We start from the raw sequence: 22,957 nt of genomic DNA on the forward strand, positions 1-22,957 counted from the left end.
TGAGTAGACTATCACTGACAATAATAAATATAAATGTACAGCGAGGGAGCAGATGAGTAACACAAAAGAAAACGCATATGAGATTTTAGAGAGAGTTACCGACGGATTCTTTGCGCTAGATGTAAATTGGAATTTTACTTATGTAAACTCAGCGGCTGCCCGTCTACTTTTTCGTAAACGTGATAACTTGGTTGGTAAAAATATATGGAGTGAATTTCCAGAAGCAATAGAGTTAGTGTTTTATAATCATTATCATAGAGCGATTCGTGAACAAAAACCAGTTTTATTTGAAGCATATTTTCCCCAACTTAATATGTGGTTTGAAGTGAAGGCCTATCCTTCATTAAACGGATTAAGTGTATATTTCCAAGACATATCTGATAGGAAGCTATCACAAACACAAAAGGACGAACATTACAAATCCCTTTTTGAACAAAATCCAGATGCAGTATATTCTTTTGATTTAAATGGAAATTATCTTAGTGTAAATCCAGTTATGGAAAGAATGTTCGGATATACTGAATCGGAGTTATTACAGATGTCATTTGTACCTCTAGTAAGTAAAGTAGACTTGGATCGAGTAATGGAACATTATAAAAGAGCTACGGAAGGTATTACTCAGAGATACCAAGTAAAAACATTACATAAAAATGGAACTGTTGTCTATTTAAATGTTACAAATATGCCGATTATTATCAATGGTAAGATAGTTGGAGTATATGGAATTGCAAAAGATATCACAGATCGTCAATTGGAGCAGGATGAATTAAGCAAAACGAAAGAAAGACTAGAATCTTTTGTTCACAACAATGCAGATGCAATTTGGGTCATTGATTTGGAAGATCGAGTGTTAGAGATTAATTCCTCATTTGAAACAATGTTTGGTTATTCAGCAGAAAGCATTATAGGGAAGACTTTACCGATTGTTCCCGATTTTCTAAATGATTTTATTCAAGAAATTCATAATAAAGTAAGGACAGGTGTATCTGTTGTTGCTCTAGAAACTATTAGAGAATGTATGGATGGTAGTCTAATTCACGTTAGTGCAACTCTTTCTCCAATTGTTGATTTGAAAGGAAATGTGACAGGAATCACAGGAGTTTGCCGTAATATCACCTCAAGAAAAAAAGCGGAGGAAACGGTCAAAATTAAATCGAAACAACTCGAATCATATATAGAAAACAATGTAGATGGTATATTAATTTTTAATCGGAATGGTGATGTAGTACATTCTAATAAAGCATATGAGACAATGTTTGGTTGGACAGGAGAAGAGATACAGGGTGTCCATTTGTATGATTTGGGGTTTATTCCAGACGAAATTTTGACAGAAGTAAAACGATTTGAAGGTAAAGTGAAGCAAGGAATGGTTATTTTCGGAGAAGAAACAATCCGTGTTCGAAAAGATGGGGTTAAGGTTAATGTTATATTATCAGCAGCGCCCATTCACGATGCACAAGGTAATTTGGATGGTTGGTCATCAACTTTAAGGGATATTACGGAGTGGAAGATGTCTCAAATAATGTTACAAAACACCGAAAAACTATCTGTTGCTGGTCAATTAGCGGCAGGAATTGCCCATGAAATCCGAAACCCTATCACCTCTATAAAAGGATTCATTTATTTGATGAAGAATGGATTTGGAGATAAAGAAGAGTATTTTAAAGTTATGTCGTCAGAATGTGAACGAATCGAAGGAATTCTTAGTGAACTACTTATTCTAGCAAAGCCACAAATCAATAAATTGGAACAGACAGATATTCATATGTTATTAACTCAAATTATCGTTCTTTTAAAAACGGAAGCAATTATGAATAATGTTGAAATTATCACTGAGTTTCTAAAGGAAGATCTTCAGATTAATTGTGATGAAAATCAAATGAAACAGGTGTTTATTAACTTTATTAAAAATGCGATTGAAGCTATGAAAAAAGGTGGGAATTTAACGATTCAAACCCAAAAAAGAGATGAAAAAAAATTGATGATCCAAATTATTGATGAAGGAGGCGGGATGTCCGAAGAAACGATTAGTAAGTTGGGCCAACCATTCTATACTACGAAACAAAAAGGAACGGGCTTAGGTTTTATGATAAGTAAAAAAATCATAGATAATCATTTTGGCGAAGTCCATATTGAGAGTGAAGTAAACAAAGGTACAACTATAGAAGTTATCATACCGCTCGTAAATGAAAAGGCTAATTTATTGAACTAATCTGCCAGTTACTTGAAGAAGAAACTCAACTTTCTACTTCAACAACCAATAACAAATAAGAGCTTAGGCACAAACGCTACCTAAGCTCTTTTTATTATTTAGGTTCATAATCAAAATGTAATTCATTATTTTCATTTACAATTACGTTTAAATTATAATCTTTAAAATACCATAAATCCGTTTCGTTAATAAAATAAACAACGTTATCAACCGTAATAGATTCACCGATGTTCACAGGTTGTTCTTTAGTAACTCCTAAAGAATAGCCTTTATGTATTGTACTATTTCCACCGTATCGCGCGAAAAAACGTATGGTATCTCCTTCTTTTACATCCATCTCATCTTTAAACCATTTTATTGCATCTTCGGAAATTGTAATTTTCATTGTAACCGACCTTTCTTTATCTTATAAAAATATTATAGTATGAATGTGAAAAACTATACAGAAAAGTGATGTTAAGTGTAAAAAGTGATGGTAGAAATTTTAGAATAAAAAAGAAAACCCACATTAGCTTGCAGGTTTTCGTTTCTGATTGAAGTATTTTGGGAGGGGCGCATTAGACTAATCTATCTTATTTTTTGAAAAATGATAGTATGTTGTTTTTAAATAAAATAAATAGAGAAATGACGACAAACCCATAATAGACGATTTGTTCAACTAGTGGGGTAGCATCGATAAAGGAGAAAAGACCTTCGGTGAATACTTTACCGCCAAAGAAAATTAATAGAATACCCAGTAAAGTAAAGATCACTTTAATATTTAAATTAATTGTAGTTTTGATAAATAAATATGCGATTAAGACAGCTGCGATTATTCCTAGTAAAATAGAAATCATACCAACAAAGGCGATTGAATGTGCATTTGATAAAACAAACAGAACTAGCTCTAAGCCTTCCCGGATTACAAATACGCTTGCCATTAAAAATAATGAAATACTACTATCCATAATTTTAACTTCTGATTTTAGTTTATCTGAAATATTAATGCTACTTTGTCCACTTAACCAGTAGATAAAATAGAAGATTAGCAATGCTGCAATTAATTGGATTACACCTTCGATCGTATGTTCAACATTTCCATTTAGTTCACCGAATGTTGTAAATAAGAAAAATCCAGCAAAAATACTAACAATTACTCCAAGTATTGTACCGTAAATTACTGACTTAATTAAATGCTCTTTTTTACTCTGGATTAAAGTAATGAGTAGGTACCCGATTACTAGAGAAACCTCAAGGCCTTCTCGTAAAGCTATTAAAAAATTAGCATTCAACTCACTATCATCCTCCCGATTAGATTTAAATCTACTAACTAGACTATTCTTTAATAGTAGGAATGGACACTATTTTATTAATAAATAGGCATAATAAGTTATGTGGTAAAATTAATATAAAATGGTCCAAAATGTGAATTATAGAAGGGGAAAAAATGGAATCTTTTACAAGTAGAGCGATAGAAGTTATTAAAAATATTCCACCAGGAAAAGTAATGACATATGGTCAAGTTGCAAAATTGGCAGGAAGTCCAAGAGGAGCTAGACAGGTTGTAAGAATCTTACACTCGATGGGCCAAAAATACCAATTGCCATGGCATAGAGTTATAAATGCTAAAGGTGAAATAGGAATCCAAGATGAAGAAGGATTTTTAATGCAAAAGCGTTTCCTCCAAAACGAAGGGGTCAAATTTGTGAGAGAGCGAACCGTTAACTTGAAGGAATATCAAGTAAGTGTAGTTCTTGAGAAAGAAGATGTGGATTTAATATAAGAGCGCATCCAAGCTATTAAAATAAGAATGAGATTGTTACTCAAAATTCATTTATTAATGGATTTGAGTATTTTTTTTGCTCTAATAATTTTTAAATTGGTAACGATGGTGAATACTGAAAATGACTATATTTAAAACATTGTTACGAACAATGAAGTTGTGAAATTGTAAAAATGTTAGTTCGAAAGTGTTACGATTGAAACCTTTACAATGAAACATTGTTTTGTTATACTCATGTCAGGAGGAATGTCATATGAGTGAAGAATTAATTTCCAAAAAAGATTTACTACAACTTACAGGCATATCGTACGGACAGCTTTATAGATGGAAAAGGAAAAATATCATTCCTGAAGAGTGGTTTATGAAGAAATCCAGCTTCACTGGACAGGAAACGTTTTTTCCAAAACAGAAAATTTTGGATCGAATTGAAAAAATAAAAGAGCTGAAGGATGATCAATCATTAGATGATATTGCTAGAGTGTTTTCAATCAATGAAGAAATCGTTTCTGATCGTGGGAATGCTACTTTATCTTTGGAGCAAATCCCTAAACAAGTCGTACAAATATATCAATCACTTTTTCCAAATACTAAATTAGAGCATTTAGGTACGGTTCAATTATGTTCACTACTTTTTGTAAACGAGTGGCTTTCAAAAGGAAGTGTAACAATAGAGGAAATAAAGCAATTTCTAAATTTGGTTGAAACACATAAAAACCAAATTAACTTGGATGAAGCGACTGTCATTTATATTCGAAATTTTGGTATGGGTACATGGATTATTGGAAATCAACATGAAACGTTTGTAGATCAAAAGGATTCGATCTTAATCAATGTTACTCTCTCGAACTATTTAAATAAATCGATTAAATAAATTATGGAGGAGAGATTATAGTGAGCGTGCAATCAAAGCAGAATGCGATTATTAACGGTTCAGGTACAATTGGTACTGGCAAATATGATGACGTTAGAATTAGTGGAAGCGGACGTATACTTGGTGATATTTTTTGTCATGAAGTGAAAGTAAGTGGCTCAGCAAAATTCAATGGAAAAGTCGAAACTGAATATTTTAATTGCAGTGGGAGCGCTAAATGTTTAAGTGATGTTGATGCAAAAAAAATGAGTGTCAGTGGATCTGCTTCGATTGATGGAAAAGTTTCTGGTGGAGATGTGAATGTTAGCGGAAGCTTTAAAACAAAGGGCGACTTAAATGTTCAAAGTATTAATGTTTCAGGCTCAATGAAAACGACAGGAATAGTGAAGGCTGAAGTGATTACTGTAAAAGGATCGCTTTCTACAGAAAAAGGATCTGAATGTGAAGTATTTACAGCTAAAGGACACTTGTCAATGAATGGTTTATTAAATGCAGAAAACGTAAAAATTACCCATGGTGGATTTGGCTATTTACCTCATCATGGATTTAGCTATATACCTGAAATTGGTGGAGAAACGATTGAAATTAGTCGATTCGATGACAATAATATATTTTCACGTGTTTTTACTAAACTATTTAACAATCGAATGAACTTCAAATCAGATGTAATTGAGGGAAGTGCTGTAAAGATTGATTATACGACAGCAAGTGTAGTACGGGGCGATGCTGTAACAATTGGACCAAAATGTGTAATCGACCTTGTGGAATATACAGAAGATGTTCAGATACATCCTTCAGCAAAGGTAAAGGATGTAAAGAAATTAGAACAATAAGCGACTTAAGGGATAACCTGAGTCGCTTTTTTTTGTTTTTGTGAAAACGGTATTTAAATAAGGCAGCATAAGGAAGTTTGAATTGAAAGTTCTAATAAAATGCAAGCTGACTCATTATTTCGGTTATTGAACTATAGTTAGTTGAATGTTAAGATAATAATGTGCAAACGGTTGCAATGAAATAGTACTACTTTTTTATTTAAGGCTAAAAATATACTCAATAATGAAAACGCTTTTATGTATTTGGAGGAGAGAGATTATGACAAATCAAAGTTGGTGGAAGGAAGCGGTTGCTTACCAAATTTATCCACGTAGCTTTATGGATTCAAATGGTGATGGAATTGGTGACCTAAGAGGTGTAATTTCAAAATTAGATTATTTAAAGGAACTTGGTATAGATGTTATTTGGATATGTCCGTTTTACAAATCACCAAATGATGATAATGGTTACGATATCTCAGACTATCAGGACATTATGGATGAGTTTGGTACAATGGCAGATTTTGATGAGCTATTAGAAAATGTACACGAAAGAGGAATGAAGTTAATTTTAGATTTAGTAGTCAATCATACAAGTGATGAGCATCCTTGGTTTTTAGAATCTAAAAAATCTAAAGATAATCCTTATAGAGACTACTATATTTGGAGAGAAGGAAAAAAATCAGGCCATGAGCCAAATAACTGGGAAAGTATTTTCGGCGGATCTGCATGGAAATATGATGAAGCAACAGATGAATATTTCTTACACTTATTCTCAAAAAAGCAGCCTGATTTAAATTGGGAGAACAAAGAAGTAAGACAAAAAGTATATGACATGATTAATTGGTGGTTAGATAAAGGAATTGATGGTTTCCGAGTAGACGCAATCAGTCATATAAGAAAACGTCCAGGTTTTCCAGATATGCCAAATCCAAAGAAAGAGAAATATGTGGCAAGCTTTGATATGCACATGAATCAAGAGGGAATTCACAAATATCTGGATGAGTTAAAACGTGAAACATTTGATAAATATGACATCATGACAGTCGGAGAAGCAAATGGTGTAACAACGAAAGATGCACACTTGTGGGTTGGAGAAAAAGAAGGTAAGTTCAATATGATTTTCCAATTTGAAAGTTTAGATCTTTGGAAGAAAACCGATGAATCTGAAACTTCAATCGCTGATTTAAAAGAAGTACTTACTAAATGGCAAACTGGTTTAGAAGGATATGGATGGAATGCATTATTTATAGAGAATCATGATATACCTAGAGCAGTCAGTACATTAGGAAACGATGATGAAGCATTTTGGAAAATTTCAGCAAAAGCTATTGGAGTAATGTATTTCTTTATGCAAGGAACGCCATTCATCTACCAAGGTCAAGAAATTGGAATGACAAATGTTCATTACACATCAATCAACGATTATAATGATGTAAGTGCAAAAAATATGTATAATACAATGATTGAAAGTGGTTCGACTGAACAAGATGTACTAGATATTTTATGGAAAACAGGCCGTGATAATTCTCGCACACCTATGCAATGGAACAGTACAAAGGATGCTGGATTTACAACAGGTAAACCTTGGCTTAAAACGAATGATAACTTTAATGAAATAAATGTTGAAATCCAAGAAAAAGATGAAGACTCCATTTTATCATTCTATAAAAAGATGATTACATTACGTAAAGAAAATAAAGCACTAGTTTATGCACCGTATGAATATCTAGACGTAAAAAATGAGCCTGTTTATGCATACACTCGAACTGGTGAAAAAGAAACATTTTTAGTGATTACTAATTTATCTACAGAGAAACAAAAATTTATTTTACCGAAAGAACTAACGAAAAAGAATGCACAATTAAGTTTAACTAACATTGAATTAACAGATGACAAATTAGTTGAAAACATGGAATTCAAACCTTTTGAGGCTAGAGTTTATCGCTTAATTTAATTTTGTTGTATGGTACTTACTAAACAGACTGTCGAATGACAGTCTGTTTTCTTTTGTACAGGATGCTCGCTTTCCATGGGGGGAATCTGTGGAAGTGCAATTAAAAAGCTGAAACTGCAAATAAGAATACGAAACATAGGGTAATAGAAAAATATAATCAAATAATTAGAGAAATAACATTAAATTAGACTTTGAAACAAACAAAACTAAACATAATTTAGTAAAAACAAAAAAATCTTCCCATTTAATTGTTAAAGAATGATCCGAACTTTTACACTAGATTTCACCGTTAAATCAAGTAAGAACACTTCTATCTAACGGGGCTCATACTCCTATCAATTAAGGGGAATTAGTGTTTGAATTTTTCAATACTCTAAAAAAATGGCTGTCGAATGATAGTCATTTTTTCTGCATATTTTTGGCAAAAACCTACAAGGTTTTATAGTATTACAAACACTTCGACAATTTGTAACACTCCTGTAATGGCTTTCAAAATTATATTTTGTTAGACTTACATTATCAATGAAGGGGGAGAAAGAGATGAAAAAGCAAGTCCTTATAGCTTTCGTATGCTTACTGAGCATGGTATTTTTTACGACTAAATCACAAGCAGCATCTACATATAACCCATACTCAAAGAAAAATCAGGTAACAAAAATCGCTAAACAATATACTGGAGTGCCATATCGTTTTGGTGGTACATCTACTAAAGGTTTTGACTGTTCAGGTTACGTAGGGTATGTATACAAAAAAGTAGGTACTACATTACCTCGAACTGCTTCGTCGATGTATACTGTCAGCTCAGTTGTTAAAAAGCCTGTTCCTGGTGATTTAGTTTTCTTCAAAAATACATACAAAAAAGGTATTAGCCATGTAGGAATTTTCATGGGAAATAATACATTTATTTCAGCGACTTCAAGTAAGGGAGTAGCTGTAGTAAGTCTTTCTAATACATATTGGAAACCAAAATTCGCTGGCTCAGGTAGCGTAATTAATTAAACATAATAATAAATGCAATTTACTTTTCTTAAGAATGGTAGATTGCTTTTTTTTGCACTTTTTTAGGAATAAAATATAAGTGCAACTACGTCTTTGTCTCCACCAATCGCCGAGTTTTCTTTATCTTTTCATAAAGTTTTCTTATTTAATAAATAAGTAGATTATGTTCCAATGATATAATGACCCTTAACTAAACTAGTTACATGAATTTAAGGGAGTTGGTAATTATAGCAATAGTCTACTTTACTTTTTTTGTTTTAGGTCTAGTATTTGGTTCTTTTTTTAATGTTGTCGGGTTAAGAGTTCCGATTGGGAAATCGATTATTTCACCAGGTTCCTCATGTTCAAATTGTGGACATAAATTGAGTTCTCTAGAATTGATACCAGTATTTTCTTTCTTACTCCAAAGAGGGAAATGTCGAAGCTGCGGCACTCTAATTTCCAAACTATATTTATTAATTGAAATACTAACAGGCATGTTATTTGTTTTATCCATCTATGAAACTGGTTTTCATAAAGATTTAATGCTCGCTCTTTCGATAATATCTTTATTAATCATTATTGTTGTTTCGGATGTGAAATATATGATTATCCCTAATCGTATTCTACTAATCTTTTTATTTATTTTTAGTTTTGAACGACTCTTAATTCCATTGGATCCTTGGTGGAGTAGTATAGTAGGAGCGTTAGGAGCATTCGTGGTTTTGCTTCTAATTAATCTGATTAGTAAAGGTGGTATGGGAGGAGGAGACATAAAGTTATTTTGTGTGCTAGGTATAATTTTAGGGTGGAAAATAACTCTCATTGCATTTATACTTGCATGTTTTTCAGGCAGTATTTATGGATTAATCGTAATATTGTCCGGAAAATTAAAGCAACGAAATTCGATTCCTTTTGGTCCATTCATCGCAATAGGTGGGTTAGTAAGTTATTTTTATAGTGAAAATCTATTAGAATTTTACGATATAATTTTTTGTTAAGCCGATAATTAAAAAGGCTATTTAATTGAAAAATTCTTTCAACTAAATAACCAGTACTTTTTTTATGAGAATAGTTTTTCTTCTACACTATTAATAACTGAATTCCAGTATTTTTTGTCTTCAACGAAGTTTGTTCGAATTGCTTTAAAAACAGCAGTTTGTTTTTCTTGGAAATTTGGGTCATCTTTATCTGGAAGCCCTTTTTTCATCTCAATTACAATTTCTTCAATTTCCGTAGAACGTGGACCCCATACATTTACTTCATTCCCTTTTTCATCCATAAAAACAAAAATTGGAATAGAACGAGATTTACCGTTTGTTAAATATTGATCCATTAATTCTAGGTTTTCATCTCGAATTAGGAATCTAGTATCTATATTAGCTATTTCCATCATTTTTTGAATAACTGGTACATTAAGTAATGCATCTCCACACCAATCTGCAGTTAAAGTAACAACCTTCCAATGACGATTCTTTAATTGTTCAAGTTTTGCTTGTGTACTTTCAGGAATCGTAACTTCATTATAGATTTTTAGAAGTTCTTCTTTATTTACATTCATTGCATCTACATATTCTTGAAAATTCATGCCCTTTTCGAACCAAGAATTTAATGACATTTCCATCCACTCCTTTAATGTTAATAAATAGTATTATACCCTATTCGTCATAAGAAGGAATGCAATAAGACTTGCAGAAATAATATACAGTATATGTTGTATATGCAGTTTAAGCAGGAGGGAGAAAAATGAGTACGCCTATTGAGATGTCAAAAAGCCGGAAGCGCTTTCCAAAGTGGGTTAAAGTTACATCAACTATCTTAATCGTTATCGTTTTAATCGTTGTGGGAACCGGCCTGTACTTAACAAAAAAATCATTACCAAGCATTAAAGGAAATTTAACGATTAGTACATTAAATCATAAAGTAGAGGTAGTTAGAGATGATAAAGGAGTACCTCATATTAGTGCTAAGAGTTTGCATGATTTGTATGTTGCGCAAGGCTTTGTAACTGCACAAGATCGATTATTTCAAATAGATTTAAGCAGGAGACAAGCGTCCGGACAATTAAGTGAAATAATTGGTGATGCTACAGTGGAGCGTGACTCATATTTTCGAACGCTTGGTTTAAGAAGAGCTGCTGAAGCTTCTTACAGCAAGTACGATAAAAATGGACAAAATGTTTTAAATTGGTATGCAGAAGGAGTAAATGCATACATAAAATACGCAATAAAGGAAAATAAACTACCAGTTGAATTTAAAATTTTAAAATATAAACCAACTAAATGGACGGCAATTGACTCACTAGTGATTGGTAAATATATGGCATTTGATTTAGGCGGTCATTGGAATGAACAAGCATTTCGTTATTATGCTATGAATAAATTTCCAAAGGACAAGGCATTGGAGCTATTTCCTGCTAATAATGATATAGATCCGTATATTATTCCAAGTAATACTTCAAAAATAGACGTAGAAAAGAGCTTTGCAAGTGCAATTATTCCACCTGTTTGGAATGGAAGTAATGATTGGGTTGTTAGTGGATCTAAAACAAAGTCCGGTAAACCACTATTAGCAGATGATCCTCATTTAGGATTAGCGACACCGGCAATTTGGTATGAAACTCAATTAAAATCTGGTGATATGAATGTAAGTGGTGTAATTTTTGCAGGGGTACCTGGAATCATCGTTGGTCATAATGAACATATTGCCTGGGGAGTAACAAACGTAGGCCCGGATGTACAAGATTTATATATTGAAAAACGAAATCCAAATAAGGCAGACGAATTTTTATATGATGGTCAATGGGAAAAGGCACAGGTTATAAATGAAACGATCAAAATTAAAGGTAAAAAGAATAAAATTTTACCTGTAATGATTACGAGACATGGTCCAGTGATTTCGGAATTTGCAAGCGACGCTGGAAAAGATACTGTATTCTCTTTACAATGGACAGCGCTACAACCAACAACGGAGCTAGAAGCCGTTTTAAAATTTGACGTTGCAAAGGATTGGAATTCATTTAAAGAAGGATTAGCTTTATTTGAAGCTCCTGCCCAAAATTTCGTATTTGCATCGGATGACGGAACAATTGCCTACCGAGCAAATGGAAAAATTCCAATCCGTAAAAAAGGTGATGGGCTAATGCCAGTACCAGGGTGGACTAGTGATTACGGTTGGAAAGGATCTATTCCATACGATAAACTACCAACAATCATTAATCCAAAGGTAGGATTTATTTCATCTGCAAATAATAAAGTAGTTGATGATACATATCCATACCATATTTCAAACTCATGGGCACAGCCTTATCGTCAATTGCGCATTCAGGAAGTATTAAAAAAGAATGACAAATTAACTGTTAAAAATATGCAAAAGCTACAAATGGACGAAATGAATTTACAGGCGAAAGAACATGCACCGAAGTTTATTAAGTCAGTAAAACAAAATAAAGATCAATTATCATCTGTTGAAAAATCAGCTTTAAAGGAACTTGAAAAATGGAATTTTATAGATGATAAAGATGAAGCTTCTCCTCTTATATTCCAAATGTGGATGACTGAAATAAATAAAGCATTGTTCGATCAACAAATCTCAAACGATATGATGGATTTATTTGGAGACCGCAAAGTCGTGGTCGATCAATTGCTACGTGACAGCTTAAATGGGAAAAAAGTGATCTGGGTTGATGAACAAGGCGGAATTGATAAACTTTTATTAAAAACCTTCAAATCAACAATTAAAAATATTAGCAAAACTGACGGTCAAAATGTAGCTAAGTGGAACTGGGGCGATCACCATAGAGTTGCTTTCGAACACCCATTATCCAGTATTAAAATCTTAAGCTATTTCTTTAATGCGAGAGATCCAATCCCAGTAGGAGGTAGCGCAACTACTGTCAAAGCAGCAGGATATGATGACCAAGGAATCGTAGACCATGGTGCATCATGGAGAACTGTTGTAGACTTTGCAGATTTAAGTAAATCAGTAAACGTAGTAGGACCAGGTCAATCCGGAAACCTCGGAAGCAAATGGTATAGTGACCAAATGGAAGATTGGGCAAATGGAACATATCATACTACTTCGTTGAAAAGTGTTGAAGGTGTTACAGAAATGTTCGAACCGGGAAAAGTAAAGAAGAAGTAGGAAGGAAGTATAGAGGACAGACCTTTATGTGGTCTGTCTTTTGTTTGAGAAGTAAAATTGTAGTGATCTATATAGTCATTCTTTAAGGGAACCAATAAGTGATTTGTAAAATTGAATAGGAATGGGGAGAAAGGAATTAGTTTTATTTTAGATTAAGCAAAAATAGTTGGAGGAGCGGTGAATTTGAGTATTATAATTGCGATATTCGATTTTTAATTGCAATCCCCAGTTATTAATTGCACAACTCTAATTTCTTCCCTTTCATCACCTCATATAATAAAATATTTAAATAGATTGTCCTAAACTAATTAAAAAAAGGGGGGCTGTGAAAATGAATGAAATGGGCTTAGTTCTCGAAGGTGGAGGAATGAGAGGGATTTATACAGCCGGTGTTCTTGATTATTTTCTTGAACAAAAAATAGAAATTCCTTATGTGATAGGTGTTTCTGCTGGTGCTTGTATGGGAACTTCTTATCTATCAAAACAACATGGTCGTAATAAACGAGTAAATACGGAATTTTTACAGCATCCAGATTATATTTCTTTTAAAAATTTAATTCGTAATAAGCAGCTTTTTGGCATGGACTTATTATTTGATATTATTCCTAATGAATTAGATCCATTTGATTTTGATTCTTTTTATAATGCTGAGCAAAAATTTGTAGTTGGAACGACTGATTGTGTTACGGGAGAACCTGTTTATTTTGATAAAGATCGAATTGTAGAATCAACCGATATGTTAAATATAATTCGAGCATCAAGTTCTTTACCGTTAATGGCGCCAATCATTAAGTTTAATAATCATTTCTTGATGGATGGTGGCATTGCAGATCCGATTCCAATCGCTAAATCTGAAGCGGATGGCAATCGTAGAAATATAGTTGTTTTAACTAGAAATGCTGGTTATCGTAAAAAACCTTCAAAAGGTACTTGGTATTTGCAAAAAAAGTATAAAGATTATCCAGGACTTGTTCAGGCTGTATTAAATAGATATGAAGTTTATAATAAGCAATTAGAATATATTGAGGAGCAAGAAAAAGCTGGAAATATATTAGTCATTCGTCCTGTACAAAAGTTAAAGGTTGGCCGAATTGAACGAAATAAAGCACGTTTATTAGACTTATATAAAGAAGGGTATGAAGATGCTAAGCGTCTTCGTGAACAAATTCTAGAATTTACTTCATACGAAAAAACGACCTGTTAATTCCAGGTCGTTTTAATATGTTAAAAATATACTAATAGTAAGATCATCAGACTGATTGAAAACGCTTGTCTTTCAAAGTACGAAGCATGATAAGAAAATGGTTTATTAAACGGTAAATAAAGACAAGTAAAACAACATAGAAAGCCAGCGTTTGTCAACAGTTTGATCAACCTAATAATTTTAAATCATTTTTTAAAATAGGGGGAGGGAGATAAACGATTAATCCTTGTCATTGTTATTATTTTTGTTGTTATTGTTATTCATCATGTTTTTCATCATCATTTCAAACATTACCATATCGACACCTAAACACGGATTCATACAGCCACAGTTACTTCTTCTTCTAGAGCAACAGCATCTGCAATTGCAGTGACAATCATGGCGACGGCAATCGCAACGATCTCTATCACAATCATCAAAATCACAGCGTCTTCTTCTGCAATCGTCACAGTCACAGTCATTACGTCTACATCTACTTGAGTTCATATTGACTTGATCTTGGTTGTTCCACATCGTAGAACACCTCCTTGAATAATCTACATAAACAACTTATGCATAGATGTCCCATCAAGGAAAGGCTAGTACCTAAATAAAAAATAAAAAAGCACATTAATCTTTTTAAAGACAATGTGCTTTATATTTTACAATATTAATGTGGGAAAAAAACCATTTGGATTAAGAATAAAATTCCAAAAATATAAATAACTGGTTTAACATCTTTTGCTTTTCCTTTAACGACTTTTAATAATGGATAGGTAATAAATCCAAGCGCGATACCTGTAGCAATACTTGACGTAAGTGGCATTGTGATAATAACTAGAAATGCAGGGAATGCTTCTTCAAAGTTATCCCACTCAATATGACGTACGCTACCCATCATTAAGCAACCTACTACGATTAATGATGGTGATGTAATTGCTGCTACACCAGAAATTGAATTAACAAGTGGGCTAAAGAATGCTGCGAAAACGAATAGTAATGCAACGACAAGTGCCGTTAAACCCGTTCTACCTCCAGCAGCAACACCTGCTGTAGATTCGATATAAGCTGTTGTTGGTGAAGTACCAAACATAGCTCCAATTGTTGTACCGAATGAATCAGAAAGCATCGCACGACCAGTACGTTTTTCATCTTTCTTATTTAATAAACCAGCTTGTGAAGCTACTCCTAAGAATGTACCTGTCGTATCAAAAATTGTAACTAATAAGAATGAAAAGACAACTGAATATAGTCCATAATGAATGACATCTGAAGCTGCTGTTATTGGATTAGTAACAATGATACCCTCAGGTAATTTAGGGAAAGAGAATATACTTCCTTTAATGTGTAATTTTCCAGCTAATCCTGCGATTATTGCTGTTGCAGCCATTCCGAAGAATAAAGCTCCATTTACATTTAAGGTAAATAAGATAATTGTAATTGCAATTCCGACTATAGTAAGGACTACACCAGGAGAATGGAGATTTCCTAACCCTACAAGATTATCTTTGTTAGCAACGATTATACCTGAAAGACGTAAACCTATAAATGCGATAAATAATCCAATTCCAACACTAATTGCATGTTTTAATGTATTTGGAATTGCTTCTATTAAATGCGTTCTAAATTTTGTTAAAGATAGAATAACGAATAAAATACCTGTAATAAATACAGCTGAGAAAGCTAATTGATATGAAATACCATGTGCTTTTGAAACAACCGAATAAGCAAAATATGCATTCATTCCCATTCCGGGAGCAATCGCGATTGGGTAGTTTCCGAACATTGCCATAAATAATGTTCCGACTAAAGTTGCAATGATTGTTGCAGTAAATGCTTGGTTAAATGGAACACCAGCATCGGATAATATAATAGGATTTACAATAATTATATAAGCCATAGTTAAAAAAGTTGTAAAGCCGGCTATAATTTCTGTTTTAACGGTGGTGTTAGCCTCTTTTAATTTAAACATAATAGTTCTCCTTGTTAAAAAATACGAATGATATACTCAACAGTTATTAATAATATTCGTTTTCTCGTTAAAGTGCAATACTTTTTGGGATTTTTACATCTTTTAACAAATTCAATTATGTTTAGTATTCCTAAATATACGATTTGGGTATGCTAAATCTGAATTATATAAAAGGAGGATGTAGTAAATGACTCAAAAACAGTTTCCGACTAAATTTATTCCACAACATCAAAATAAGCAACCAGGTATTGAAAAGGAAATGACACCAATACCGATATCGGATGATCCCAATTACGCACCAAGTGGTAAATTAAAGGGAAAAGTAGCCATTATTACTGGAGGAGATAGTGGGATTGGAAGAGCAGTTGCTATACTTTTTGCAAAAGAAGGGGCATCAGTCTTTATTCCTTATTTAGATGAAGATGTTGATGCACAGGACACAAAGAAATACATAAATGATTTAGGTGGAAATTGTGAAATAATGAGATGTGACATTCGAACAGAGGAAGTTTGTAAACAAATCGTTCAAAATGCAATTCAAACCTTCGGAAAAATTAACATTTTAGTGAACAATGCTGCTGTTCAATATCCACAAAAGAATTTGGAAGACATTACTGAGGAGCAATTAAAAAGAACATTTGAAACAAATATTTATCCAATGTTCTTTTTATCAAAAGCTTGCCTTCCACATATGAAGCAAGGTGATTCGATTATTAATACTGCGTCAATTACCGCTTATAAAGGACATGATCAATTATTGGATTACTCTGCGACGAAAGGAGCGATTGTCACATTTACTCGCTCACTTTCTACAAATCTTGCTCAGAAGGGAATTCGGGTTAATGGTGTAGCTCCTGGGCCAATTTGGACCCCATTGATTCCAGCAAGTTTTGAGGAACAAGAAGTAGCAAAGTTTGGTAGCACAACTCCAATGAAACGAGCTGGACAGCCTGTAGAGCTCGCACCGGCATATCTTTATTTAGCCAGCAATGAAGCTTCCTTCATTACAGGGCAAATGATTCATGTTAATGGTGGAGTAATCGTAAACGGATAAACTAATAAATGGTGCCATATACGATAAAATGTAAATGGCACCATTTCATTAATATTTAGGTCGAAACGTGTGACAGCAAGTTTCACCACTATGTACCGCAGAAGTAGTTATTTCACCGTCTAAGACTGCATTTTGAATCGTTAAATCAAAGTCATTTGAGTATTCATATGCTTCAGTTTGAACAAGAATTGAGTCTGCTTGGCAAAAGTTTCCCTGCCCCCAAAAATTACAATTTGCAACACTACATCTAATTTCTGGCATGAACTCGCCCTCCTTTTGTCTTATTTTCTACATACTTTGCAATCTCATTCAGATTTAAAGTAGTACCATTGTAGAATTTTTAGAGAGAATATTGTAAACTTTTATCAAGATAGAAGGAGTTAGGAAGACTTTTATCGAATCAAACTCTGATTAAGTATAGGAGGAGAACAAATATGAATTGGGAAACAACTTATGAAAAATGGATTAAATCACCGACATTAGATCAAGAACTAAAAGAACAATTAATTAAACTTGAGAATAATCAGCTTATACTTAAGGAAAGTTTCTATCAAAATTTAGAATTCGGAACTGGTGGAATGCGCGGAGAAATCGGACCTGGAACGAATCGTATGAACATTTATACTATTCGTAAAGCATCTGCTGGTTTTGCAAAATATATTGAAAGCTTTGGAGAAGAAGCAAAAAACCGTGGAGTTGCAATTGCTTTCGATTCTCGTCATAAAAGTCCTGAGTTTGCAATGGAAGCAGCAAAAACACTTGCAACACATGGCATTAAAGCCTATGTTTTCAATGAATTACGTCCTACACCAGAATTATCATTTGCAGTACGTGAGTTAAACTGCTTCGGTGGAATTGTCATTACGGCTAGCCATAACCCACCTGAATATAATGGATTTAAAGTTTATGGTGATGATGGTGCTCAATTACCTCCAGCTGCTGCTGATCAAGTAATTGAATATGTTAATTCATTTGAAAATGAGTTGGAAATTGAAGTATCTTCTGAACAAGAATTAGTTGAAAAGGGCTTAATACATAGATTAGATGAAGAAATGGACAAATTATATGTAGAGCAACTAAAAACTGTTGTTGTTAACAGCGATTTAGTTCATGAACATGGTAAGGATTTAAAAATTGTTTTTACACCACTACACGGCACAGCAATAGTGCCTGCAACGATGTCATTAAAAGCTGTTGGCTTCGAAAATGTAACAATTGTTAAAGAACAAGCAATAGCAGATCCAAATTTCACAACTGTAAAATCACCGAACCCTGAAGAACACGCAGCATTTGAATATGCAATTCGTTACGGTAAAGAGATTGATGCAGATGTATTAATTGCAACTGACCCTGATGCTGACCGTTTAGGAATCGCGACAAAAAATGAAAACGGCGAATACGTAGTCTTAACTGGAAACCAAACAGGAGCATTAATGCTTCATTATTTATTAACCCAACAAGATGTACCTTCAAATGCACTATTACTTAAAACAATCGTTACATCTGAATTTGGTCAAGTAATTGCATCAAAATTCGGTGTGAAAACAATCGATACACTTACTGGATTTAAGTTTATCGGTGAAAAAATTAAGGAATATGAGCAAACGAACGAATACTCATTCTTATTCGGTTATGAAGAAAGCTATGGCTATTTAATTAAACCATTTGTTCGTGATAAAGACGCAATTCAAGCAACAGTACTTGCTGCAGAAATTGCTACTTATTATAAAACAAAAGGTATGACTTTATATGAAGGCCTAAATAGCTTATATGAGCAATATGGCTATTACTTAGAAGGATTAAAATCATTAACATTAAAAGGGATTGAAGGTACAGAAAAAATTCAATCGATTTTAACAAATTACCGTCAAAATCCTCCTGTTGATATAAATGGTCTAAAAGTTGTTACAGTTGAAGATTATAAACTTCAAGAGAAATCGACTTTAGAATCAGGGGAAAAAGAACAGATACTTCTACCTAAATCAAATGTATTAAAGTATCAACTTGAAGACGGTTCATGGGTATGCCTACGTCCATCTGGAACTGAACCAAAAATCAAGTTCTACTTTGGAATTGTTGGACAATCTCGTGAAGATAGCATCCAAAAATTGGATAGTTTACAACAAGCATTTATGGAAAAAATTGAAGTATTAGTCTAAAAAAAGAGCGACTATTTAGTCGCTCTTTTCATTTATTTTAGTTAAAGCTCTAATGATGAGATAAAAGATTGTTCCACTGCGCTTTCTTCTCTAGTAGCATGCTCTATATGTTGGAACATACCTTTTAGTTTTTCATCAATAATCGCTAAGTCCCTCTCGTATTTAAAGGCATGTAGAAAATGTTCGATACGCTTTGAAAAAAGTTCGTCTTTCGTATTTACCATTAACACGAGGAGCTTATCCCATTGACAACAATAAGTGTAATACAATGCTAAATCATAATCGGATTGTACTTGCATTGTGAACCTCCTTTTTAGAGGGTACACATAGTTTATGGCGAAAAAAATTAATTAGCCATGAGAGAATTTAACAAAAGGTTACGGTAGAGGTTAGGTAAAAAAAGGATGGTTAAGTCCAGCAATGATAGGGAAAACAGGAAGTAAAGAGTGATTTTTCTTATTTTAGAAATACTTTATTAGTTTTGATCAAATTATTAAAAAATAGGCTTCCGGAAATTATTGCGATTCCCGGAATTTAATTTTGATTCCCAGAATTTATTGCGCTCCCCGGAATTTAACTTATGTATACTTTTACAAGAAACAGGGATAATAAGATTAGAATCAATAAAAAATACTGGAGAAACTCTGTACTCCAAACTGCTTTTGTACTTTCCTTAATCAAAAATAAAAGTACTCAAAAAAGAAGTTATATCAATCGCATTGTACAAATAAAATTAACTACCGTATGAATTTTTTTCATACGTTTTTTTATGTTTATGATTTCAAAAAGTTTCAAATTAAGCATATGAATATAGTAGAGATATGACTATTTTTACATTAATTCAATTTTCAGTTCATAGAATAATATAAGAAGAGACAGGAGGAGAGTGTGATGAAGGCAAGTGATTATAGAGCGTTGGAATTTGCTATTGATGAAATTACAGAAATTGCGAGAGGATTTGGGCTAGACTTTTACCCAATGCGCTATGAAATCTGTCCAGCAGATATCATATATACATTTGGCGCTTACGGTATGCCTACAAGATTCTCCCACTGGAGCTTTGGAAAACAGTTTTATAAAATGAAGCTTCATTACGATTTAGGGTTAAGCAAAATTTATGAATTAGTAATCAACTCTGACCCATGTTATGCGTTTTTATTAGATACAAACTCTCTCGTTCAAAATAAATTAATCGTTGCACACGTTTTAGCTCATTGTGACTTCTTTAAAAATAATATTCGTTTCTCAAACACGAAGAGAGATATGGTTGAAAGTATGGCAGCTACTGCTGAACGAATTAAACACTATGAACATATATACGGAAAGCAAGAAGTAGAAAATTTCCTAGATGCAGTACTCTCAATTCAAGAGCATATTGATCCATCATTAATGCGACCAAAACTGGCTTATGATTTAGAAACTGATTTCCCAATGAAAGAGAAAAAAAGAGTTACACCATACGATGATTTATGGAATATGGATCAAAGTAAAGAGAAGAAAAGTGATTCAAACCTTATCCCAATTAAACGCAAACAATTCCCACCACAACCCGAAAAAGATATCTTATTATTTATCGAAGAATACTCAAGAGAACTAGAAGAATGGCAACGTGACATCCTGACTATGTTACGAGAAGAAATGCTGTATTTCTGGCCACAGCTTGAAACGAAAATTATGAATGAAGGCTGGGCTAGTTATTGGCATATAAGAATTATGCGCGAACTAAATCTTGATTCTAATGAAGCGATTGAGTACGCAAAGCTTAATGCAGGAGTAGTTCAGCCATCAAAAACAAGCATTAACCCGTATTATTTAGGACTAAGAATGTTTGAAGATATCGAAGAGCGATATAATAATCCAAGCAAAGAAATGATAGAGTTAGGTGTTAAACCTGGCAGCGGTCGAGAAAAAATGTTTGAAGTACGAGAGTTAGAGTCTGATAGTTCATTTATACGAAACTACTTAACGAAAGACCTTGTCATGCGTGAAGATATGTATCTATTCCAGCGACAAGGTAAGGAATATAAAGTTACTGATAAAGCATGGGAGAATGTAAGAGACCAACTTGTAGTTAGTAGGGTAAATGGAGGATTCCCATATATCGTTGTACAAGAAGGAGATTATTTAAAAAATGGGGAGCTTTATTTGAAGCACTCCTATGAACATATGGAACTTGATGTGAAGTATGTAGAGAAGGTAATGCCTTATATTCATCAGTTGTGGGGTAGAGGGGTTCATTTGGAGACTAATATTGAGAATAAGTCTGTTTTGTTTAGTTATGATGGGAAGAATATTCATCGGAAGTATATTTAAAGCCACCTTATTTAGGTGGTTTTCTTATTAGATTAGAATGTATAAAATTTTTTTCGGTAAGTGAACCTTGTGCAACTAAATGGCAGTTTAGTTGAATAAGATGTGGTAAAATTATACAAAAAATGTATGGGTGGGGTGTTTGATATGACAGTTTATAATATTAATTTGGCAAACGATTTTGATAAAGAAGAAGTGTTTGAAATAGAAGGAAACAATATTGCCGAAGTAACAGTTCTTGATAGTAACGGAAATAATATCACAAATGATTGTAGAGTAATGATTTCCCTAAGTAAAAATGCTTTAATTGGATTAGGTACTGAGTTAATTCGTTTAGCACATAATTATAAAGATGGTAAACACTTTCATATTGAACCAATTAGTAAAGGAAATGTAGTTCAATCAATGGGGATAATGCTTCATCCTGAAAGTTGCGAATTAATAGTGGGTTGTGGTGAGTATGACTCCTTCGATGAATATACAAAATAAGATGTTTTGTTATGTAAATAACGCATTGCATTAGTTCAACAACCAGATCGGCTATTTAGTTTAGTCGATTTTTTATTCAACAAAAATAGCAGGAAATTTTCATTAGGGAGTAAGCTATGAATTCAGAGATGTTAATACAATGGTATAAAAAACACAATATAGAACACAGAACGATTAATGGATTTTGGACATACCTTGATAACTGGAGGAACGAGGATTCCGATTTTGAATTTAAATTTGGAGATATGGATAAAAGACTAATTAAATTAGAGGTTAAAAAAATCCAGTTTACTCACATATTTAATAATAATGATTTTATTTATGTCTTTCTATGGATTTATTATAATGACGAAAATATTGGTTCATATAAGTCTGTTTATACATTGGATGGAGAAGATGAAGATGATATTCTTAATTTCGATGATAATAAGTTTATAAAAATTCTTGTTGAAACAACAAACAACTCCATAGAAATAGCTGAAAAGGCTTTAAAGGAAGGGATTTCTAACGAAGTGGTTGAAAAAATCTCTGGTTTGAAGTCTTCTCTTATAGAGGATATCAAGAGTAACATCTAAAAATCCTTATTCAACAAACGGGTGAAATAGTTGAGCAGTTTAAAGGACAGAAAGATAGATTATAAAAAGGAGATATCCTATTGAAGTTATTGCCTTATGAAATCGTAAAAATAGAAATTGATAAATGGGATCCTATGGGTTTATTATCCGGGGGAGCTCCAGATGATGAATATGATCCAGAAATTAAAAATATTGTAAATGAGTTAAAGTCAGTAAATACAGAACAAGAGCTTGCTATATTAACTAAAAATGTTTTTGAAAAGTGGTTTGGTGAAGAATTTTCCTTTGAAAGTTGTCTTACAATCGCTAAAAATATATGGGGGCAGTTTCAAAAGTAAAAGTTTCAACCAATCTAGATTAAACTCTAATGCAACTAACGCATGCATGTGCGGCCGAGCCTAGGTCGTGTCATATAACGGGTGGGATTCCCGTCGAGTAAGAACTAGCCATTCGCTCGTAGCGAGTCTTGGAGGGCTAAAG

At 33.1% G+C, this 22,957-nt stretch carries 21 protein-coding genes; 15 read left to right on the forward strand and 6 right to left on the reverse strand.

Annotated features, from left to right (window positions below):
* Positions 1 to 52: 52 nt before the first annotated feature.
* Positions 53 to 2,212 (forward strand): PAS domain S-box protein, encoded by a 2,160-nt coding sequence (locus ACFWM3_RS16350; RefSeq protein WP_390312113.1) that lies wholly within the window; start codon positions 53 to 55, stop codon positions 2,210 to 2,212.
* A 94-nt stretch (positions 2,213 to 2,306) separates the two neighbouring features.
* Here ACFWM3_RS16350 and ACFWM3_RS16355 read toward each other — a convergent pair whose 3' ends face one another.
* Both ACFWM3_RS16355 and ACFWM3_RS16360 read right to left on the reverse strand, forming a co-directional pair.
* Positions 2,307 to 2,597 carry a HesB/YadR/YfhF family protein gene (locus tag ACFWM3_RS16355; protein ID WP_056471305.1) on the reverse strand — a complete coding sequence of 97 codons (291 nt, stop codon included), beginning with the start codon at positions 2,595 to 2,597 and terminating at the stop codon, positions 2,307 to 2,309.
* 187 nt (positions 2,598 to 2,784) lie between these two features.
* Positions 2,785 to 3,483 carry an FTR1 family protein gene (locus ACFWM3_RS16360; protein WP_390312114.1) on the reverse strand — a complete coding sequence of 233 codons (699 nt, stop codon included), beginning with the start codon at positions 3,481 to 3,483 and terminating at the stop codon, positions 2,785 to 2,787.
* 155 nt (positions 3,484 to 3,638) lie between these two features.
* Between ACFWM3_RS16360 and ACFWM3_RS16365 the strand changes: the two genes are divergently transcribed.
* From ACFWM3_RS16365 to ACFWM3_RS16390, 6 genes are all read left to right on the forward strand, one after another.
* Positions 3,639 to 3,974, forward strand: coding sequence for an MGMT family protein (locus ACFWM3_RS16365; RefSeq protein ID WP_390312115.1), 336 nt, complete (start codon positions 3,639 to 3,641; stop codon positions 3,972 to 3,974).
* Between the two features lie 253 nt (positions 3,975 to 4,227).
* A complete protein-coding gene (locus ACFWM3_RS16370) occupies positions 4,228 to 4,845 on the forward strand; it encodes a DUF4004 family protein (RefSeq protein ID WP_390312116.1) in 618 nt (205 codons plus the stop codon).
* Positions 4,846 to 4,865: 20 nt separating this feature from the next.
* Positions 4,866 to 5,678, forward strand: a complete 813-nt coding sequence (locus ACFWM3_RS16375; RefSeq protein ID WP_056471295.1) for a polymer-forming cytoskeletal protein — start codon at positions 4,866 to 4,868, stop codon at positions 5,676 to 5,678.
* A 223-nt stretch (positions 5,679 to 5,901) separates the two neighbouring features.
* Entirely contained in the window at positions 5,902 to 7,614 is a 1,713-nt protein-coding gene (locus tag ACFWM3_RS16380) for a glycoside hydrolase family 13 protein (protein WP_390312118.1), read from the forward strand.
* Positions 7,615 to 8,154: 540 nt separating this feature from the next.
* Entirely contained in the window at positions 8,155 to 8,613 is a 459-nt protein-coding gene (locus ACFWM3_RS16385; RefSeq protein ID WP_056471290.1) for a C40 family peptidase, read from the forward strand.
* A gap of 203 nt (positions 8,614 to 8,816) precedes the next feature.
* Positions 8,817 to 9,593, forward strand: a complete 777-nt coding sequence (locus ACFWM3_RS16390) for a prepilin peptidase (protein WP_390312119.1) — start codon at positions 8,817 to 8,819, stop codon at positions 9,591 to 9,593.
* Between the two features lie 62 nt (positions 9,594 to 9,655).
* On the opposite strand, the gene ACFWM3_RS16395 is transcribed toward ACFWM3_RS16390, so the two are convergent.
* Positions 9,656 to 10,210, reverse strand: a complete 555-nt coding sequence (locus tag ACFWM3_RS16395) for a thioredoxin family protein (protein WP_056471286.1) — start codon at positions 10,208 to 10,210, stop codon at positions 9,656 to 9,658.
* Between the two features lie 128 nt (positions 10,211 to 10,338).
* Here ACFWM3_RS16395 and ACFWM3_RS16400 point away from each other — a divergent pair, with 128 nt between their 5' ends.
* Both ACFWM3_RS16400 and ACFWM3_RS16405 read left to right on the forward strand, forming a co-directional pair.
* A complete protein-coding gene (locus ACFWM3_RS16400; protein ID WP_390312120.1) occupies positions 10,339 to 12,735 on the forward strand; it encodes a penicillin acylase family protein in 2,397 nt (798 codons plus the stop codon).
* A gap of 331 nt (positions 12,736 to 13,066) precedes the next feature.
* On the forward strand, positions 13,067 to 13,939 hold the full coding sequence (locus ACFWM3_RS16405) for a patatin-like phospholipase family protein (RefSeq protein ID WP_056471281.1): 873 nt from the start codon (positions 13,067 to 13,069) through the stop codon (positions 13,937 to 13,939).
* Positions 13,940 to 14,588: 649 nt separating this feature from the next.
* On the opposite strand, the gene ACFWM3_RS16410 is transcribed toward ACFWM3_RS16405, so the two are convergent.
* Positions 14,589 to 15,890, reverse strand: coding sequence for an NCS2 family permease (locus ACFWM3_RS16410; protein WP_390312121.1), 1,302 nt, complete (start codon positions 15,888 to 15,890; stop codon positions 14,589 to 14,591).
* 187 nt (positions 15,891 to 16,077) lie between these two features.
* Between ACFWM3_RS16410 and ACFWM3_RS16415 the strand changes: the two genes are divergently transcribed.
* The gene (locus ACFWM3_RS16415; RefSeq protein WP_390312122.1) at positions 16,078 to 16,944 is read left to right on the forward strand and encodes an SDR family oxidoreductase; all 867 of its coding nucleotides are present in this window, start codon (positions 16,078 to 16,080) and stop codon (positions 16,942 to 16,944) included.
* A gap of 48 nt (positions 16,945 to 16,992) precedes the next feature.
* Here the strand turns inward: ACFWM3_RS16415 and ACFWM3_RS16420 are convergent, their stop codons facing one another.
* Positions 16,993 to 17,205, reverse strand: a complete 213-nt coding sequence (locus ACFWM3_RS16420) for a DUF1540 domain-containing protein (RefSeq protein ID WP_056471273.1) — start codon at positions 17,203 to 17,205, stop codon at positions 16,993 to 16,995.
* A gap of 173 nt (positions 17,206 to 17,378) precedes the next feature.
* Between ACFWM3_RS16420 and ACFWM3_RS16425 the strand changes: the two genes are divergently transcribed.
* Positions 17,379 to 19,103, forward strand: a complete 1,725-nt coding sequence (locus ACFWM3_RS16425) for a phospho-sugar mutase (RefSeq protein WP_390312123.1) — start codon at positions 17,379 to 17,381, stop codon at positions 19,101 to 19,103.
* A gap of 41 nt (positions 19,104 to 19,144) precedes the next feature.
* Here the strand turns inward: ACFWM3_RS16425 and ACFWM3_RS16430 are convergent, their stop codons facing one another.
* Positions 19,145 to 19,402, reverse strand: coding sequence for a YhdB family protein (locus ACFWM3_RS16430; RefSeq protein WP_335473349.1), 258 nt, complete (start codon positions 19,400 to 19,402; stop codon positions 19,145 to 19,147).
* A gap of 592 nt (positions 19,403 to 19,994) precedes the next feature.
* On the opposite strand from ACFWM3_RS16430, the gene ACFWM3_RS16435 reads away from it, so the two are divergent.
* From ACFWM3_RS16435 to ACFWM3_RS16450, 4 genes are all read left to right on the forward strand, one after another.
* Entirely contained in the window at positions 19,995 to 21,416 is a 1,422-nt protein-coding gene (locus ACFWM3_RS16435) for a SpoVR family protein (protein ID WP_390312124.1), read from the forward strand.
* 144 nt (positions 21,417 to 21,560) lie between these two features.
* Positions 21,561 to 21,902: an Imm32 family immunity protein gene (locus tag ACFWM3_RS16440; RefSeq protein WP_390312125.1), complete on the forward strand. Its 342-nt coding sequence runs from the start codon at positions 21,561 to 21,563 to the stop codon at positions 21,900 to 21,902.
* Between the two features lie 116 nt (positions 21,903 to 22,018).
* Positions 22,019 to 22,477, forward strand: a complete 459-nt coding sequence (locus tag ACFWM3_RS16445) for a hypothetical protein (protein ID WP_390312126.1) — start codon at positions 22,019 to 22,021, stop codon at positions 22,475 to 22,477.
* A gap of 80 nt (positions 22,478 to 22,557) precedes the next feature.
* Positions 22,558 to 22,815, forward strand: coding sequence for a DUF1871 family protein (locus ACFWM3_RS16450; protein WP_390312127.1), 258 nt, complete (start codon positions 22,558 to 22,560; stop codon positions 22,813 to 22,815).
* Positions 22,816 to 22,957: the final 142 nt, after the last annotated feature.

Source organism: Gottfriedia sp. NPDC058432 (assembly GCF_042721555.1).
Lineage (GTDB): Bacteria > Bacillota > Bacilli > Bacillales > Bacillaceae_G > Gottfriedia.

Bases quoted from the DNA above. Each gene is read 5' to 3' on its own strand.
- ACFWM3_RS16350 (WP_390312113.1), top strand. From the start codon at position 53: ATGAGTAACACAAAAGAAAACGCATATGAGATTTTAGAGAGAGTTACC.
- ACFWM3_RS16355 (WP_056471305.1), bottom strand. From the start codon at position 2,597: ATGAAAATTACAATTTCCGAAGATGCAATAAAATGGTTTAAAGATGAG.
- ACFWM3_RS16365 (WP_390312115.1), top strand. From the start codon at position 3,639: ATGGAATCTTTTACAAGTAGAGCGATAGAAGTTATTAAAAATATTCCA.
- ACFWM3_RS16370 (WP_390312116.1), top strand. From the start codon at position 4,228: ATGAGTGAAGAATTAATTTCCAAAAAAGATTTACTACAACTTACAGGC.
- ACFWM3_RS16380 (WP_390312118.1), top strand. From the start codon at position 5,902: ATGAAAACGCTTTTATGTATTTGGAGGAGAGAGATTATGACAAATCAA.
- ACFWM3_RS16385 (WP_056471290.1), top strand. From the start codon at position 8,155: ATGAAAAAGCAAGTCCTTATAGCTTTCGTATGCTTACTGAGCATGGTA.
- ACFWM3_RS16390 (WP_390312119.1), top strand. From the start codon at position 8,817: ATGAATTTAAGGGAGTTGGTAATTATAGCAATAGTCTACTTTACTTTT.
- ACFWM3_RS16395 (WP_056471286.1), bottom strand. From the start codon at position 10,210: ATGTCATTAAATTCTTGGTTCGAAAAGGGCATGAATTTTCAAGAATAT.
- ACFWM3_RS16400 (WP_390312120.1), top strand. From the start codon at position 10,339: ATGAGTACGCCTATTGAGATGTCAAAAAGCCGGAAGCGCTTTCCAAAG.
- ACFWM3_RS16405 (WP_056471281.1), top strand. From the start codon at position 13,067: ATGAATGAAATGGGCTTAGTTCTCGAAGGTGGAGGAATGAGAGGGATT.
- ACFWM3_RS16410 (WP_390312121.1), bottom strand. From the start codon at position 15,890: ATGTTTAAATTAAAAGAGGCTAACACCACCGTTAAAACAGAAATTATA.
- ACFWM3_RS16415 (WP_390312122.1), top strand. From the start codon at position 16,078: ATGACTCAAAAACAGTTTCCGACTAAATTTATTCCACAACATCAAAAT.
- ACFWM3_RS16420 (WP_056471273.1), bottom strand. From the start codon at position 17,205: ATGCCAGAAATTAGATGTAGTGTTGCAAATTGTAATTTTTGGGGGCAG.
- ACFWM3_RS16425 (WP_390312123.1), top strand. From the start codon at position 17,379: ATGAATTGGGAAACAACTTATGAAAAATGGATTAAATCACCGACATTA.
- ACFWM3_RS16430 (WP_335473349.1), bottom strand. From the start codon at position 19,402: ATGCAAGTACAATCCGATTATGATTTAGCATTGTATTACACTTATTGT.
- ACFWM3_RS16435 (WP_390312124.1), top strand. From the start codon at position 19,995: ATGAAGGCAAGTGATTATAGAGCGTTGGAATTTGCTATTGATGAAATT.
- ACFWM3_RS16440 (WP_390312125.1), top strand. From the start codon at position 21,561: ATGACAGTTTATAATATTAATTTGGCAAACGATTTTGATAAAGAAGAA.
- ACFWM3_RS16445 (WP_390312126.1), top strand. From the start codon at position 22,019: ATGAATTCAGAGATGTTAATACAATGGTATAAAAAACACAATATAGAA.